13 protein-coding genes are annotated in these 14,561 nt (G+C 73.6%); 10 read left to right on the top strand and 3 right to left on the bottom strand.

Annotated features, from left to right (window positions below; genetic code table 11):
* The first annotated feature begins 14 nt into the window (after positions 1 to 14).
* The gene (locus A949_RS0101020) at positions 15 to 431 is read left to right on the top strand and encodes a DUF3224 domain-containing protein (protein ID WP_019354148.1); all 417 of its coding nucleotides are present in this window, start codon (positions 15 to 17) and stop codon (positions 429 to 431) included.
* A gap of 96 nt (positions 432 to 527) precedes the next feature.
* Here A949_RS0101020 and A949_RS0101025 read toward each other — a convergent pair whose 3' ends face one another.
* On the bottom strand, positions 528 to 1,850 hold the full coding sequence (locus A949_RS0101025; RefSeq protein WP_019354149.1) for an MFS transporter: 1,323 nt from the start codon (positions 1,848 to 1,850) through the stop codon (positions 528 to 530).
* Positions 1,851 to 2,083: 233 nt separating this feature from the next.
* The gene (locus A949_RS0101030; RefSeq protein WP_019354150.1) at positions 2,084 to 2,869 is read right to left on the bottom strand and encodes a DeoR/GlpR family DNA-binding transcription regulator; all 786 of its coding nucleotides are present in this window, start codon (positions 2,867 to 2,869) and stop codon (positions 2,084 to 2,086) included.
* Between the two features lie 148 nt (positions 2,870 to 3,017).
* Between A949_RS0101030 and A949_RS0101035 the strand changes: the two genes are divergently transcribed.
* The 5 genes from A949_RS0101035 to A949_RS0101055 all read left to right on the top strand — a co-directional run bounded on the left by A949_RS0101035 (position 3,018) and on the right by A949_RS0101055 (position 8,676).
* Complete coding sequence (locus A949_RS0101035; RefSeq protein ID WP_026004228.1) at positions 3,018 to 3,707, top strand: HAD family hydrolase; 690 nt, start codon at positions 3,018 to 3,020, stop codon at positions 3,705 to 3,707.
* On the top strand, positions 3,704 to 4,807 hold the full coding sequence (locus A949_RS0101040; RefSeq protein WP_019354152.1) for a 2-hydroxyacid dehydrogenase: 1,104 nt from the start codon (positions 3,704 to 3,706) through the stop codon (positions 4,805 to 4,807). The genes A949_RS0101035 and A949_RS0101040 overlap by 4 nt, the downstream gene beginning before the upstream one ends.
* Positions 4,804 to 6,288, top strand: a complete 1,485-nt coding sequence (locus A949_RS0101045) for an FGGY-family carbohydrate kinase (RefSeq protein ID WP_019354153.1) — start codon at positions 4,804 to 4,806, stop codon at positions 6,286 to 6,288. The genes A949_RS0101040 and A949_RS0101045 overlap by 4 nt, the downstream gene beginning before the upstream one ends.
* Before the next feature lie 94 nt (positions 6,289 to 6,382).
* A complete protein-coding gene (locus A949_RS0101050) occupies positions 6,383 to 8,137 on the top strand; it encodes a dihydroxyacetone kinase family protein (protein WP_019354154.1) in 1,755 nt (584 codons plus the stop codon).
* A gap of 47 nt (positions 8,138 to 8,184) precedes the next feature.
* A complete protein-coding gene (locus A949_RS0101055; protein ID WP_019354155.1) occupies positions 8,185 to 8,676 on the top strand; it encodes a ribose-5-phosphate isomerase in 492 nt (163 codons plus the stop codon).
* 248 nt (positions 8,677 to 8,924) lie between these two features.
* Here the strand turns inward: A949_RS0101055 and A949_RS0101060 are convergent, their stop codons facing one another.
* Entirely contained in the window at positions 8,925 to 9,128 is a 204-nt protein-coding gene (locus tag A949_RS0101060) for a cold-shock protein (RefSeq protein WP_019354156.1), read from the bottom strand.
* Between the two features lie 305 nt (positions 9,129 to 9,433).
* Here A949_RS0101060 and A949_RS0101065 point away from each other — a divergent pair, with 305 nt between their 5' ends.
* The 4 genes from A949_RS0101065 (at position 9,434) to A949_RS0101080 (ending at position 14,277) form a co-directional block, all read left to right on the top strand.
* Positions 9,434 to 10,273 carry a menaquinone biosynthetic enzyme MqnA/MqnD family protein gene (locus A949_RS0101065; RefSeq protein WP_019354157.1) on the top strand — a complete coding sequence of 280 codons (840 nt, stop codon included), beginning with the start codon at positions 9,434 to 9,436 and terminating at the stop codon, positions 10,271 to 10,273.
* A 147-nt stretch (positions 10,274 to 10,420) separates the two neighbouring features.
* Positions 10,421 to 12,226 carry a serine/threonine-protein kinase gene (locus tag A949_RS0101070; protein ID WP_019354158.1) on the top strand — a complete coding sequence of 602 codons (1,806 nt, stop codon included), beginning with the start codon at positions 10,421 to 10,423 and terminating at the stop codon, positions 12,224 to 12,226.
* A gap of 52 nt (positions 12,227 to 12,278) precedes the next feature.
* Positions 12,279 to 13,520, top strand: coding sequence for a cyclic dehypoxanthinyl futalosine synthase (mqnC, locus tag A949_RS0101075; RefSeq protein ID WP_051019351.1), 1,242 nt, complete (start codon positions 12,279 to 12,281; stop codon positions 13,518 to 13,520).
* 58 nt (positions 13,521 to 13,578) lie between these two features.
* Positions 13,579 to 14,277: a demethylmenaquinone methyltransferase gene (locus tag A949_RS0101080; RefSeq protein ID WP_019354160.1), complete on the top strand. Its 699-nt coding sequence runs from the start codon at positions 13,579 to 13,581 to the stop codon at positions 14,275 to 14,277.
* Positions 14,278 to 14,561: the final 284 nt, after the last annotated feature.

Raw genomic sequence — 14,561 nt, forward strand, 5'->3', positions numbered from 1 at the left:
CGAAAGGCTTTCTCATGGCCGAGCGCACCACCACCGCCGTCTTCACCGGCTCCTCCTGGGACGAGAAGGACGTCACCGACGCCGACCGCAGCCCCCGCCTCGCGCACGCCGCCGTCGTCAACGACTACAGCGGGGGCATCCAGGCGGTGGGCACCACATGCCAGTACGTGCTCACCTACACGGCCGGGGGCGACGGCTCCTTCTGCGGTACGGAGCTGCTGACCGGCTCGGTCGACGGGCGGGAGGGTTCCTTCGCCGTCCAGCAGCGCGGCACCTTCGACCGGGAGGGCGTCATCCGCTGCGCCTTCGAGGTCGTCCCGGGCTCGGGCACCGCGGCGCTGACCGGCCTGACCGGCACCGGCGACTACGAGGTCCGTGAGGGCGAGAAGGCGGTGGAGGTGGCTTTCCGGTACCGGATCGACGGGGACTGAGACGCGGCCGGCCGCCGCCGCTGCCCCTCGTCGGAGAGGGGCAGCGGCGGCGGCCGCAGCGGAGGATCCGTGGGTCTGCCGTCCGGGCGGCGGACCCTAGGCGGGTGTGGGAGCCGAACTCTTGTCCGGAGCCGCGGCGGGATCCGGGGTGCCGGGGCCGCTCTGCTCCTCCGGCATCTTCAGGAAGAAGGTCAGCACCATGGCGATCAGGTAGAGGACGAGGAAGACGATCGTCACGCCCCCGGCGCCGACGAGCGGCAGGAACAGCGAGGCGACGGCCGGGCCCACGAAGGCGGCGCCGCCCGCGCCGAGGTTGAGGAGCGCCATGGAGCCGCCCTTGTTGTCGGGGGCCATGTTGGGGATCAGCGCCGAGATGGGGACGAAGCCCGCCAGCGTGGCGCCGTAGAGCATCCCGGCGAGCACGGCGACCCAGTAGTAGTCGGGGCCGAGCCAGGTCGGCACGAAGTACAGCACCGTCACGCTGATCGCGCAGCCCAGGGCGCCGAAGGTGGCGATGGTCGTGCGCCAGCCGATCTTGTCCGAGACGGCTCCGAAGATCAGGTTGAAGAAGATGTTGGTGCCGTAGATGATCGCCAGCAGCTGGAGCCACTTGTCGGTGCCGAAGCCGACGTCGTCGGAGAAGATCCGCGGCAGGTAGACGAGCATGCCGAACTCGGGCGCCGTGTTGATGATCCGCACCAGGCAGCCGACCAGCACGCGCGGGTGGGTCCAGATGATCGAGACGCTGTTGAACAGGGACTCGCCCGTGGTGACGCCGGGGTCGGCCAGCCGGTCGCCGCCCTCCCGCCGCTTGGCGCCGACCAGCGCGATGGCGCCGCCGACCAGGATGAGGCCGAGCGCGGTCCACAGGGTGCCCAGTTCGCCGATGGCGGGGATGGTGAAGCTGGACCAGAGGGAGCCGAGGGTGGGCAGGCCGCCGGTGAAGGCGAAGTAGAACCAGCCCACGGCGGTGCCCAGCCGGGCCTTGGGGGCGCTGCCGGTGATCCAGACCAGGAACCCGAAGGCGAAGAGCGGATAGCCGAAGCCCCGGATGCCGTAGAGGATCAGCATCATCGGGTAGTTCTCGGTGCCGAGTGCGAAGAGCAGGTAGAGCGCGTCGAAGACGGCCCAGATGGCCAGGCCGACCCACATCACCTTGCGCGGGCCCCACACCTGGGAGAGCGCGCCGGAGAACCAGGAGGCCAGCATCACGGCGACGCCGTAGGCGGTGATGACGTAGCCGGCCTTCACATCGGTGCCCGCGCCGTGGTCGGCCATGTAGGGCGCGATGAAGCCGCTCTCGACGCCGTCGCCGATCATGAACAGCAGTACGCCGACATAGCCGAGGACCAGGGGTTTCGGCAGCCCTATGCGATCGAGTAGCCCTCTCTCGGCAGCTCGGTTCGCTGGATCCGTCATCGGGGGGCCTCCGCTCTGAGGTATCCGGTTGGTGCACCGCAGATCCTCAGCCCGGCTCCGAGAAATATCAAGAGCTATGTTAAAAGTAACGGTCAAGTTCGTTACTGCGTAACAGCGCGGCTCGGCTCGGTAGCCGCACCGGGGCCCGGGGGCGGCCCCTCCGGCGACCGTCACCCGGCACCCACCCGGCACCCACCCGGCACCCGCCCGCCGGCTGCCCGGCCGGACGCCCGCTAGGCCGGCACCACCCGCACGTCCGTCAGCTTGCGCAGCTCCGCCACCAGGTCGTCCTCGACCGGCCGGGACAGCACCACGTGGTCGAACTCCTGCACGGGGTCCAGCCGATGCAGGGCGCTGCGGCCGACCTTGCTGTGGTCCATCAGCAGCATGCTCACCGAGCCGGACTCCCGCATCGCACGCTTGAGCGCGACGATCTCCTGCTCCTGGTGGTAGGTCATGGTGCCGGTGATCGCGGAGGTGGAGACGACGGTCAGGTCCACCGAGAAACTCTTGATCATCTCCAGTGCGGAGAGCCCGATCCAGGAGTCGTGGGTGCGCGAGTACTCGCCGCCGATCGCGATCAGCCGCACGTCCTCCACGTGCCGCAGCTCCTCGGTGATCAGCCGGTAGTTCGTCACCACGGTCAGCGGTCCCACCTGCGGCAGCAGCTTCGCGAAGGCGAGCGCGGTGGTCGAGTCGTCCAGCATCAGCGACATCCCGGGCGCCACGAACTCCAGCGCGGCCCTGGCCAGCGCCTCCTTCTCGCCCGTGTGCGCGTGCAGCCGGAAGTCCGAGCTGGACTCGAAGACGGTGGAGGGCTGGGCCGAGACCCCGCCGTGGTATTTGCGCAGGATGCCGCGGTCGGCGAGTTCGGCGATGTCCCGGTGCACGGTCATCACGCTGACGCCGGTCAGCTCCGTCAGCTCCGCCACCGAGGCGTCACCCTTGGCCAGCACGTGGTCGACGATCTGCTGCTGACGCTTCTGGCGCGCCGCGCGCGCCGCTGAGTGGGCGGTCATGGGGACCATCCTGCACCCCGTACCGTGCGTTCCGGTCCGCAGGCCGTCGGCGGCCTCACACCGCCCCCGATGCCCGTACCAAGTGATGAGTGACAGATAACAGAACCAGTGTTAATTTTCAGGGAGCCGAAGGTGAGGAGTTCCGGCCGTGGCCGATGCAGTGGTGTTTGACATGGACGGAGTGCTCGTCGAGAGCGAGCATCTCTGGGAGCGGCTGTGGACCGCGTTCGCCGCCGAGCGAGGCAAGCAGTGGGGACCCGAGCAGACCAAGAGCTGCCAGGGGATGAGCGCCCCGGAGTGGGCCGCCTTCCTCACCGAGTTCGCCGGTGCGGGCGACAGCGCCCCCGACACCGAGCGCACCGTCGTGGACGGCATGATCAAGGCGCTCGAGGACGGCGAGATCGAGCTGCTGACCGGCGCCCGCGCGATGATCGCCGACACCGCGGCCCGCGGCCCGATCGCACTCGCCTCGTCCGCGCCGCGCCGCGTGATCGACGCCGTCCTCGCGCACCATGGAGTCGACCACCACTTCAAGGCCACCGTCTCCAGCGCCGAGGTCCCGCGCGGCAAGCCCAGCCCGGACGTCTACCTGGCGGCCGCCGACAAACTCGGCGTCCCCGCGGCGGACTGCCTGGCGGTCGAGGACTCCAGCAACGGACTGCGGGCCGCGGCGGCAGCCGGGATGACGGTCGTCGCCATCCCCAACCCCGGCTACCCGCCGGCCGAGGACGCCCTGGCCGGGGCCGCCCACGCCTCGTCCGACCACGACGACGTACGCCGCTACCTGCTCTCCCGGCTCACGGAGGGCGCCCCGCTCCAGGAAGGAGACCCGGCATGACGGACCCGACAGCCGAGCCGACCCGAGTGCTGGCCTCCGGCGACCACTTCATCGCCCCCGGGCTCTTCGTCGACGCGCTGGAGACAGCCCTGCGGGAGACGGCGCCCGGCGTCCGGCTGGAGTTCCGCACCCAGACCACCCCGTGGCCGCACACTCCCTTCGGCCCGGTCGGCAACGTCAAGGAGGCCAGCGGCACCGAGGACGAGCTGCTCGAAGCGCTCGGCGACGCCCGGGTCGCGCTCGTCCAGATGGCACCGTTCACCGAGCGGGTGATCCGCGAGGCGCCGAACCTGGAGCTGATCTCGGTGGCCCGCGGCGGCCCGGTCAACGTCGACGTGGCGGCGGCCACCCGGGCGGGCATCCCGGTCACCTTCGCCCCCGGCCGCAACGCCGCGGCCGCCGCCGAGTTCGCGCTCGGGCTGATGCTCGCCGCGCTGCGCCGCATCCCCGCCTCCGACGCGGAGCTGAAGAAGGGCACCTGGCGCGGCGACTACTACGCCATCGAGAACGCCGGGATCGAGCTGGACGGCACCACCGTCGGACTCGTCGGCTACGGCGCCATCGGCGCGATCGTCGCCCGCGTGCTGCGCGCCTTCGGCTCCACGGTGCTGGTCGCCGACCCCTACGCCGACCCGGCGAAGGCACAGGCGGACGGCGTGGAACTGGTGGCGCTGGAGGAGCTGCTGCGCCGCAGCTCCGTGGTCAGCCTGCACGCCCGGGTCACCCCCGAGACCCGGCACCTGCTCAACGCCGACAACCTCAAGCTGCTGCCCGAGGGCGCCGTCCTGGTCAACTCGGCGCGCGGCGAACTCATGGACTACGCGCCGCTGCCCGCGCTGCTCGAGTCCGGCCGGCTGGGCGCGCTGGCGCTGGACGTGTACGACGTCGAGCCGCCGCCCGCCGACTGGCCGCTGCACCGCGCGCCGAACGTCATCACCACCCCGCACCTGGCGGGCGCCACCCGGCAGACCGCCGGCCGCGCCGCGGCCGTCACCGCGGCCCAGGCGGCGGCGTACCTGCGCGGGGAGCGTCCCGAGTTCGTCGTGAACCCGGAGGTGTTCGAGACCACCGGGGCCGCAGGGCGAGGACCGCGGTCATGATCGTCGGGGTCGACGTCGGGACCTCGGTCACCAAGGCGCAGCTCATCGCCCGCGACGGGCGCACCGGCCCGGCGCACGAGGCCCGCAGCACGCTGTACACGCTGCCGGGCAACCGCGTCGAGCAGGACATGGACGAGGTCATCGGCACCGTCGTCACCGTCGTACGGGCGGCCGTGGCGGACGCCGCGCAGTTCTCCCCCGACGAGCCCGTCGAAGCCCTCGCGCTCACCGGCCAGGGGGACGGGCTGTGGCTGCGGGACGCCGACGGCCGCCCCGTGGGCCGCGCGCTGTCCTGGATGGACGGCCGCGCCGCCCCCGTACTGGACGCCTGGGCGGCCGACGGCACGGCGCGCGAGGTCCACCGGCGCACCGGGGCCGGAATGTTCCCCGGCGCCGCCGGTCCGCTCCTCGCGCATCTGGCCGAGCACGAGCCCGAGCGGCTGGCCGCGGCCGACGTGGCCGGGTACTGCGTCGACGCCATCGCGCAGCGCTTCACCGGCGCCCGGACCGTCGACGCGTCCGACGCCTCGGTCCCGTTCCTGGACGCGGCCCGCCGCACCTACGACGACGAGGCCCTGGAACTGTGCGGGCTGAGCCGCTGGCGCGGGCTGCTCGCCGAACCGGCGCCGCCCGGCGCGCTGTTCGGACTGCTGCCCAAGGTCGCCGCGGAACTCGGACTCCCCTCCGGGCTTCCGGTCAGCGCCGGCCCGTTCGACATCCCCGCCTGCGGATTCGGCTCCGGCCTGGAGCAGGTCGGCCAGGGCAACCTCATCATCGGGACCACCCTCGCCTGCCAGGTCCTCAGCTCCGACCCCGCGCCCGGCGCGGGGGACGAGGCCGCGGGCATGGTGCTGGCCACCCCGTACGAGGACCGCTATCTGCGGGTCATGCCCGCCATGATCGGCACCGCGGGACTGGACTGGCTGCTGGGCATGCTCGGGGTGCGGATCGAGGAACTCGACGCGCTGCTCGCCCGGTCCCCCTACGGCGCGGCCGGGGTCACGGCGCTGCCGTTCCTGTCCACCAGCGGCGAGCGGGCCCCCTTCGTGGACGCCCGCGCCCGCGGGCGGCTCGACGGGCTCTCCCCGCTGACCAGCCGCGCCGACCTGGTGCGGGCGCTGTGCGAGGCCGTGGCCTACTCGGCCCGGCACTGCCTGGAGACCCTCGGCGTCGACGGTGCGATCACCGCCTGCGGCGGCGGCGCCCGCTCCGGTGAGTGGGGGCGCATCTTCGCCGGTGTCCTCGGCCGGGACGTGCACGTACGCGAGGACGCCGTGGGCATCCGCGGCGCCGCGCGGGTGGCCTGGCGCGCCCTGGGCGCGGACGCTTCCGCCGGGTCCGGCGGAGACGGTGGCGGGGCCGCCGGGCCGGGCGGGGACGGCGGCCGGGTCGCCCGGGCCGACGCGGAGGCCGTCGCCTTCTACGAGGACGGCTACCGCCGCTACCTCGACACCCTGGAAACCGCCCGCCGGTCCTGGTGAGCCCGGCCCCGCCGGCCCGGCCCGCGGCCCGCGCCTCCCGGCGCCCGGGCCGCCCGGGCCGCCGCGGAGCCACCCCAACCCGCTGGAGTCCCCCATGACACGTGTATTCAACGACCCGGCCCGCTTCGCCGAGGACATGGTCCACGGCTTCACCGCGGCCCACCCCGATCACGTCCGCGCGGTGCCCGGCGGCGTGGTGCGGGCACACCGCCCCGGCACCGCCAAGGTCGCGGTGCTGACCGGCGGCGGCTCCGGCCACTACCCGGCCTTCTGCGGTGTGGTCGGTCCGGGGTTCGCCGACGGTTCCGTGATCGGCAACGTCTTCACCTCGCCGTCCGCCGCGCAGGCGTACTCCGTCGCGGCGGAGGCCGAGACCGGCGCGGGCGTGCTGTTCATGTTCGGCAACTACGCGGGCGACGTCATGAACTTCGGCCAGGCGGCCGAGCGGCTGACCGGCGAGGGCATACCGGCCCGCTGCTTCGCCGTCACCGACGACGTCGCCAGCGCCCCCGCAGCCGAGCCGGAGCGGCGCCGCGGCATCGCCGGCGGGTTCACCGTCTACAAGACGGCCTCGGCGGCTGCCGAGGAGGGCGCGAGCCTGGACGAGGTGGTCCGGGTCGCGGAACGCACCAACGAGCGCACCCGCTCGCTCGGCGTCGCCTTCGCCGGATGCACGCTGCCGGGACAGCGCGAGCCGCTGTTCACCGTCCCGGACGGCCAACTGGGCCTCGGCCTGGGCATCCACGGCGAACCCGGGGTGGCCGAGAGCGAACTGACGACGGCCGCCGACCTGGCCCGCACCCTGGTGGAGGGGCTGCTGGCCGAACGGCCCGCCGCCGCGGCCGGCGGCAACCGGGTGGCGGTCCTGCTCAACGGGCTGGGCGCCACCAAGTACGAGGAGCTGTACGTCCTGTGGGCGTCGGTGGCCGGACTGCTGGCCGAGGCCGGGCTGGAGCCGGTGCGCGCCGAGGTGGGCGAACTGGTCACCTCGCTGGACATGGCGGGCTGCTCGCTGACCCTCACCTGGCTGGACGACGAGCTGGAGCGGCTGTGGCTCGCGCCCGCCGACACCCCGGCCTACCGCCGGGGCCGGCTCGACGCAGCGGTCCCGTCCCGGGCCGGCGAGGTGGTGGCCCCGCGCCGGGCCGCCGCCGCCCGCGCCCACGACGAGCCCGCCACCGCGACCGGGGAGGCGGTCGCCGCCGCGACCGCCGCGGTGCGGGCCCTCCGGGCGGCCCACACCCTGCTGCACGAGGAGGAGGAGACCCTCGGCCGGCTCGACGCCGTCGCCGGGGACGGCGACCACGGGCGCGGCATGAGCAAGGGCGTGGACGCCGCGCTCGCCGCCGCCGAGCAGGCGCGGGAAGCGAACGCGGCACCGGCCGCGCTGCTCGGTGCCGCCGGGGACGCCTGGGCCGCGGACGCGGGCGGCACCTCCGGGGCGCTGTGGGGCGCGGGCCTGCGCGCGTTCGGCTCCGCGCTGCCCGCCGACCGCGCCCCCGAGGCTGCGGAGCTGGCGGCGGGCGCGCGCGCCGCGCTGGCGGCCGTCACCTCGCTGGGCAAGGCCGAACCGGGCGACAAGACGCTGGTCGACGCGCTCGACCCGTTCGTGACGGCCTTCGAGGAGCGGCTGGCGGCTGGCGGCTCCCCGGCCGAGGCCCTCGCCGCCGCTGCGGAGAGCGCCCGCGCCGCCGCCGAGGCCACCGCCGAACTGCGCCCGAAGCTGGGCCGCGCCCGGCCGCTCGCCGAGCGCAGCGTCGGCACCCCGGACCCCGGTGCCACCTCGCTGGCGCTGGTCCTGGGCGCGGTCGCCGCCACCGCCGGACCCGCCGCAGAACCCGCCCGCTGAGCGGCGCCGCGCCCGCGGACCGCCCACCCCCGTCAGGAGGAACCACGATGAGCAGCACCCCCGCAGCGCCCCGGCCCCTCCGTGTCGTCGTGGGCTGCGACGACGCGGGCCTCGACTACAAGGAAGCTCTCAAGAAGGACCTGCTGGGCGACGCCCGGGTGGCCGAGGTCACCGACGTCGGGGTCGGCGGCGACGGTACGGACCGCGGCCGGGCCTATCCGCACGTCGCCGTGGAGGCGGCCCGCCGGGTCGCCGAGGGCGAGGCCGACCGGGCGCTGCTGGTCTGCGGTACCGGACTGGGTGTCGCCATCAGCGCCAACAAGGTGCCCGGTATCCGGGCCGTCACCGCGCACGACAGCTATTCGGTGCAGCGCTCCGTCCTGAGCAACAACGCGCAGGTGCTCTGCTTCGGCCAGCGGGTCATCGGCCTGGAACTCGCCCGCACCCTGGCCGACGAATGGCTGGACCAGCACTTCGACGAGGGGTCGGCCTCGGCGGCGAAGGTCGCCGCGATAGCCGAGTACGAACAGGGCTGCTGACCGCATCCGGGGGCGCCGCATCCCGCGGGGGGAGGTGCGGCGCCGCCGGATGCCGATACCCGGATGCCGGCCGACCGGGTGCCGTCCGCCCGGGGCCGGGGCGCGCATGTCCCGGCCCCGGGCGGTCGCGGTTCCGGCCGCACGGGGCCGCCTCGTCCCGTAAGGCCGCCTCGTTCCGGAAAGGCACCGGAAAAGGCAGGAGCCCCCGCCGTGGGCGGGGGCTCCTTGGATACTGCAGGAGTCAGGGACTACTGCGCAGTGACGTTCTCCGCCTGCGGGCCCTTGGGGCCCTGCGTGACATCGAACGAGACCATCTGGTTCTCCTCGAGGGAGCGGAAACCGGATGCGTTGATCGCGGAGTAGTGGACGAAGACATCGGGACCGCCGCCGTCCTGGGCGATGAATCCGAAGCCCTTTTCGGCGTTGAACCACTTAACGGTTCCGGTAGCCATAAGCCCTCCTTGGGCCTATAAGGGTGTCCCTGCTCCCAGAACCCACAAAGAAGCCTGAAAACGACGAGAGCCCGCGGTCACATGCTCCGCAGGCTCTGTACTGCAAGGGAAACCAAACTGCAACTTGGCTCTGAGCCTAGCACGGTGGGGCCCGGGGTGGAAGGGCTGCGGATCATGCGCCACGCCAGCGGAAAATCCTGTACAGCCCGGTGCGGAGGAATCCGCCCGGCCGCGCCGCGGGACCCGGCGCGAGGGGGTGCGGACCGGGGCGTACTCTCCGGAGAGTGACTGCGAAACCGAGGCATGTGCGCACCCGCCCCCGCGTCGCGCACATCCAGTTCCTCAATTGTCTTCCGCTGTACTGGGGCCTGGTCCACACCCACACGCTGCTGGACCTGGATCTCACCCGGGACACCCCCGAGAAGCTCAGCGAGATGATCATCGACGGCCGGCTCGACATGGGGCCCGTCACCCTCGTGGAGTTCCTGCGCAACGCCGACGACCTCGTCGCGCTCCCGGACATCGCCGTCGGCTGCGACGGCGACGTGATGTCCTGCGAGATCGTCTCGCGGGTCCCGCTCGACCAGCTGGACGGCGCCCGGGTCGCGCTCGGCTCCACGTCGCGCACCTCCGTACGGCTCGCCCAGCTGCTGCTCGCCGAGCGCTACGGCGTCCGGCCCGAGTACTACACGTGCCCGCCCGACCTGGAGCGGATGATGAAGGAGGCGGACGCCGCCGTCGTCATCGGCGACGTGGGGCTGCGCGCGTATCTGCGGCAGCTGCCCGAGCAGGACCTCCAGGTGCACGATCTGGGGCGGCTGTGGAAGGAGTGGACGGGACTGCCGTTCGTCTTCGCGGTCTGGGCCGTGCGCCGCGACTTCCTGGAGCGGGCCCCGGAGACCGTGCGCGAGACGCACCGGGCCTTCCTGGCCTCCCGCGACCTGGCCATGGAGCAGGTCGACCAGGTCGCCGAGCACGCGGCGCGCTACGAGATCTTCGAGCCGGCCACGCTGGAGCGGTACTTCACCACGCTCGACTTCCGGTTCGGCGAGCGCCAGCTCGAAGGCGTCGCCGAGTTCGCCCGCCGCACCGGTGCGACCACCGGGTTCCCGCCCGACGTCCGGGTGGAGATGCTGCGCCCCTGAGCCCCGTCCGGCCGCCCGCGGACCGCAGCGCGCGCAGCCGCGCGGCCGGCCCCTGCGCATAGGCTGGAGCTGTCCGCCGACGTCCGCGCCGACGCGCGCGCGGACACCCGGGGGCGGGGGCGGAGGCAGCGACGAGGGGGGACGTGCATGCAGCCGCTGGAGCCGGAGGACCCGCGGCAGCTCGGCGAGTACCGGCTGCTGCGCCGGCTGGGCGCGGGCGGCATGGGCCGGGTGTATCTGGCCCGCTCGGGCACCGGCCGCACCGTGGCCGTGAAGGTCGTGCACCCGCACCACGCGGTGGACGAGGAGTTCCGGCGCCGGTTCCGGCGCGAGGTGGAGTGGGCCCGCCGGGTCGGCGGCGCCTGGACGGCCCCCGTGCTGGACGCCGGGACCGAGGGCCCGGTGCCGTGGGTGGCCACCGGCTATGTGGCGGGCCCTTCGCTGACGCGGGCCGTGGCCGAGCACGGCCCGCTGCCGGAGGCGACGGTGCGGGCACTGGGCGCCGGGCTGGCCGAGGCGCTGGCCCATGTGCACGGTCTGGGGCTGGTGCACCGGGATGTGAAGCCCTCCAACGTGCTGCTGACCCCGGACGGCATCCGGCTGATCGACTTCGGTATCGCGCGGGCCGTGGCAGGTGCCGCCTCGCTCACCTCGACCGGCGTCTCGGTCGGTTCGCCCGGCTACATGGCACCGGAGCAGATCCTCGGCCGGGGGGCCACCGCCGCCTCCGACGTCTTCGCGCTCGGCGCGGTGCTCGTGTTCGCGGGGACGGGCGAGAACCCCTTCCCCGGCGACACCTCGGCCGCGCTGCTCTACCACGTGGTGCACGGCGAGGCCCGGCTGGACGGCCTCCCCGAGGCGCTGCGCGGGACGGCGGCCCGCACGCTGGGCAAGGACCCCGCCGAGCGTCCGGCGCCGGACGCGCTGGCGGCCGAACTGGCGGGCTCCGCGGGCGGCGCCGGGGAGCTGCTGCGGAGCGGCTGGCTGCCGGCGCCGCTGGTGGAGCAACTGGGCAGGCGGGCCGCCGAACTGCTGGAGCTGGAGCCGCAGGTGTCGCAGGCCTCGGGCCCGGTTCCCTTCACCACGCCCGCCTACGGCCCGGGTGCGGCCGACGGCCGGCCCGCGCCGCTCCTGCCGCACGCCCCGCTTCCGCCGCCCGACGCCGTACCGCCGGGCTTCGGCCCGCCGGACCCCTCGTACGGGAAACCCGCCGGCGGCCTGGCGGCCGCCGCCGGACCGGCGGCGGTCCCCCCTCCGGCCGACGGCCCCGGGCCGGAGCAGTACGGCAGGCGCTCCCGGATCGTCCTGGGAACCGGTCCACCCGCCGACGGCCCCGGCGGTGCGGCAGCCGGCGGGGGAGCGGCGGAGGCGGAGGGCGGGCCGCGGCGGCGGGTGAGCTGCACGCTGGTGGTCACGCTCGCCTGTGTGGTCGCGGCGGCACTGCTGGGCACCGGCTATGTCGCCGGGCTGCTGCCGGGTCTCCGCGACTCCGGCCACGACAACACCGCCGAGCCGCCCCCGGCGGCGACGAAGCCGCCCGGCAAGGGGACGAAGGAGCCACCGGACGGGGGAGGATCCGGGGGCGGCCCGGACGGCGCCGGCGCCGGGGTGCCGGAGGAGTTCGTCGGCACCTGGCGGGGCGACCTCACCTCCCGGAAGGGGGTTCCGCTGGGCACCCTGACGGTGACGGTGAAGGAGGGCGATCCGGGGGACACCGTCGCCACCGGCAGTTCGAAGCTGGTGGGCACGGAGTGCGCGGGGCGCTGGAAACTGGTGTCGGCCACCGACGACCGGCTGGTGGTCGACGCCTCGGGCACGGAGCCCGGCTCGAAGCTGTGTGCGCGGGGCGGCTCCGCCGAGGAGTTCAGGCTGGGCGAGGACCATCGGCTGCGCTACGCGTCGCACGAGGAGAGCAGCGGATACGCGGTGGGGACACTCCGGAAAATCGGCTGAGCACCCCTGGCGTAGGCTGGTCCGGCGCCGCTGTGCTGTGGTAAGCGGCGAGATGTGTCGATTGCGCGACCTTTGGAGGGACGCCACGGTGACAGCGCACGTGTCGGAAGCCGACCTGCTCTCCGCCCTCGACCGCGCCGCCACCGGCGGGCGCGTCACCCCCGAGGAGGCCCTCGACCTCTACCGCTACGCGCCCCTGCACGCGCTGGGCGCCGCCGCCGACAAGGCGCGCCGCCGCCGGTACGCCGGGAGCGAGCACATCGCGACGTACATCATCGAGCGGAACATCAACTACACCAACTCCTGCGTGACGGCCTGCAAGTTCTGCGCCTTCTACGCCTCGCCCAAGAGCGACAAGGTGTGGATCCGCGACCTGGACGACATCCTGCGCCGCTGCGCGGAGACGGTGGAGCTGGGCGGCACCCAGATCATGTTCCAGGGCGGCCACCACCCGGACTTCGGCGTGGAGTACTACGAGGAGCACTTCGCCGCGATCAAGAAGGCGTTCCCGGAGCTGGTCATCCACTCGCTGGGGGCCAGCGAGGTCGAGCACATGGCGCGGATCTCCGGGGTGACGCCGAAGGAGGCGATCGAGCGCATCCACGCGGCCGGGCTCGACTCCTTCGCGGGCGCCGGTGCCGAGTTGCTGCCCGCGCGGCCCCGGAAGGCGATCGCGCCGCTCAAGGAGTCGGGCGAGCGCTGGCTGGAGATCATGGAGATCGCCCACGACCTCGGTGTCGAGTCCACCTCCACCATGCTGATGGGCACCGGCGAGACCAACGCCGAGCGGATCGAGCACCTGCGGATGATCCGCGACGTGCAGGACCGCAGCGGTGGCTTCCGGGCCTTCATCCCGTACACCTACCAGCCGGAGAACAACCACCTGAAGGGGCAGACGCAGGCGACCGTCTTCGAGTACCTGCGGATGATCGCCATCGCGCGGATCTTCCTGGACAACGTCGCCCACATCCAGGGCTCCTGGCTGACCACCGGCAAGGACATCGGGCAGCTCTCGCTGCACTACGGCGCCGACGACCTCGGCTCGGTGATGCTGGAGGAGAACGTCGTCTCCTCGGCGGGCGCCAAGCACCGCTCCAATCGGATGGACCTGATCGACCTGATCCGCAAGGCGGGCCGGGTCCCGGCGCAGCGCGCCACCACCTACGAGCACCTGGTGGTGCACGACGACCCGGCGAACGACCCGGTGGACGACCGGGCCGTCTCGCATCTGTCCTCCACGGCCATCGACGGGGGTACGGCCCACCCCGAGCTCGCGCTCATCGACGCGAACTGACCAGCGGGCCGGGCATGCCGACGGGCGGCGAACGAGCGGACGAGCGGACGGACGAGAAGTGACGCGGGCATCCCTGGAGAAGAAGCCGCACGAGGTCGCGGCCATGTTCGACGACGTGGCGGCCAGGTACGACCTCACCAACGACGTGCTCTCGCTCGGCCAGACCCGGCTGTGGCGGCGGGCGGTCGCCGACGCCGTGGACGCCCGCCCGGGTGAGCGGGTGCTGGACCTGGCGGCCGGCACCGGCACCTCGTCGCTGCCGTTCGTGGAGGCCGGCGCGTTCACCGTGCCGTGCGACTTCTCGCTGGGCATGCTGCGCGAGGGGAAGCGGCGCCACCCCTGGATGCCGTTCACCGCGGGGGACGCGACCCGCCTCCCGTTCGCCGACGCCGTGTTCGACGCCGTGACGATCTCCTTCGGGCTGCGCAACGTCAGCGCGGTGGACACGGCCCTCGCCGAGCTGCTGCGGGTCACCAAGCCCGGCGGCCGGGTGCTGATCTGCGAGTTCAGCCACCCCACCTGGGCGCCGTTCCGCACCGTCTACACCGAGTACCTGATGCGTGCGCTGCCGCCGCTCGCCCGGCGCGTCAGCAGCAGCCCGGACGCGTACGTCTACCTCGCGGAGTCGATCCGCGCGTGGCCCGACCAGTCCGCGCTCGCGGCGCGGCTGCAGGACGCGGGCTGGGGCCGGGTGGCCTGGCGCAACCTGAGCGGCGGCATCGTCGCGCTGCACCGCGGATTCCGCCCCGCCGGCTGACACGGCGGGAGGCGCGCGGCGCGTTCGGCGTCCGCCGCGCCCCCGCAGCCGGTGCCGGGTTGCGCTTGGATAAATCTGCTTCCGTCGCGTGGAGTTCGGCGGAACGATGGAGACGCCCCCCGTATCCGTCCGCGCACGCGCGGTGCCCACGGGTGCCGTTTCGTCCCGCCGAACCCACCGGAGCGCGCCATGCCGTCCCCTCCGCCGTCCCCGCAGCGCTGTCCGCAGTGCGGCACGGCCTCTCCCGCCGAGGCCCGCTTCTGCATGTCGTGCGGCGCCCCCAC

The sequence above is a fragment of the Streptomyces sp. AA1529 genome, from assembly GCF_000280905.1.
Lineage (GTDB): Bacteria > Actinomycetota > Actinomycetes > Streptomycetales > Streptomycetaceae > Streptomyces.

What these genes read in the sequence shown, in the direction of transcription:
- A949_RS0101020 (WP_019354148.1), top strand. Translation starts at nt 15, where the DNA reads ATGGCCGAGCGCACCACCACCGCCGTCTTCACCGGCTCCTCCTGGGAC.
- A949_RS0101025 (WP_019354149.1), bottom strand. Translation starts at nt 1,850, where the DNA reads ATGACGGATCCAGCGAACCGAGCTGCCGAGAGAGGGCTACTCGATCGC.
- A949_RS0101030 (WP_019354150.1), bottom strand. Translation starts at nt 2,869, where the DNA reads ATGACCGCCCACTCAGCGGCGCGCGCGGCGCGCCAGAAGCGTCAGCAG.
- A949_RS0101040 (WP_019354152.1), top strand. Translation starts at nt 3,704, where the DNA reads ATGACGGACCCGACAGCCGAGCCGACCCGAGTGCTGGCCTCCGGCGAC.
- A949_RS0101045 (WP_019354153.1), top strand. Translation starts at nt 4,804, where the DNA reads ATGATCGTCGGGGTCGACGTCGGGACCTCGGTCACCAAGGCGCAGCTC.
- A949_RS0101050 (WP_019354154.1), top strand. Translation starts at nt 6,383, where the DNA reads ATGACACGTGTATTCAACGACCCGGCCCGCTTCGCCGAGGACATGGTC.
- A949_RS0101055 (WP_019354155.1), top strand. Translation starts at nt 8,185, where the DNA reads ATGAGCAGCACCCCCGCAGCGCCCCGGCCCCTCCGTGTCGTCGTGGGC.
- A949_RS0101060 (WP_019354156.1), bottom strand. Translation starts at nt 9,128, where the DNA reads ATGGCTACCGGAACCGTTAAGTGGTTCAACGCCGAAAAGGGCTTCGGA.
- A949_RS0101070 (WP_019354158.1), top strand. Translation starts at nt 10,421, where the DNA reads ATGCAGCCGCTGGAGCCGGAGGACCCGCGGCAGCTCGGCGAGTACCGG.
- mqnC (WP_051019351.1), top strand. Translation starts at nt 12,279, where the DNA reads ATGTGTCGATTGCGCGACCTTTGGAGGGACGCCACGGTGACAGCGCAC.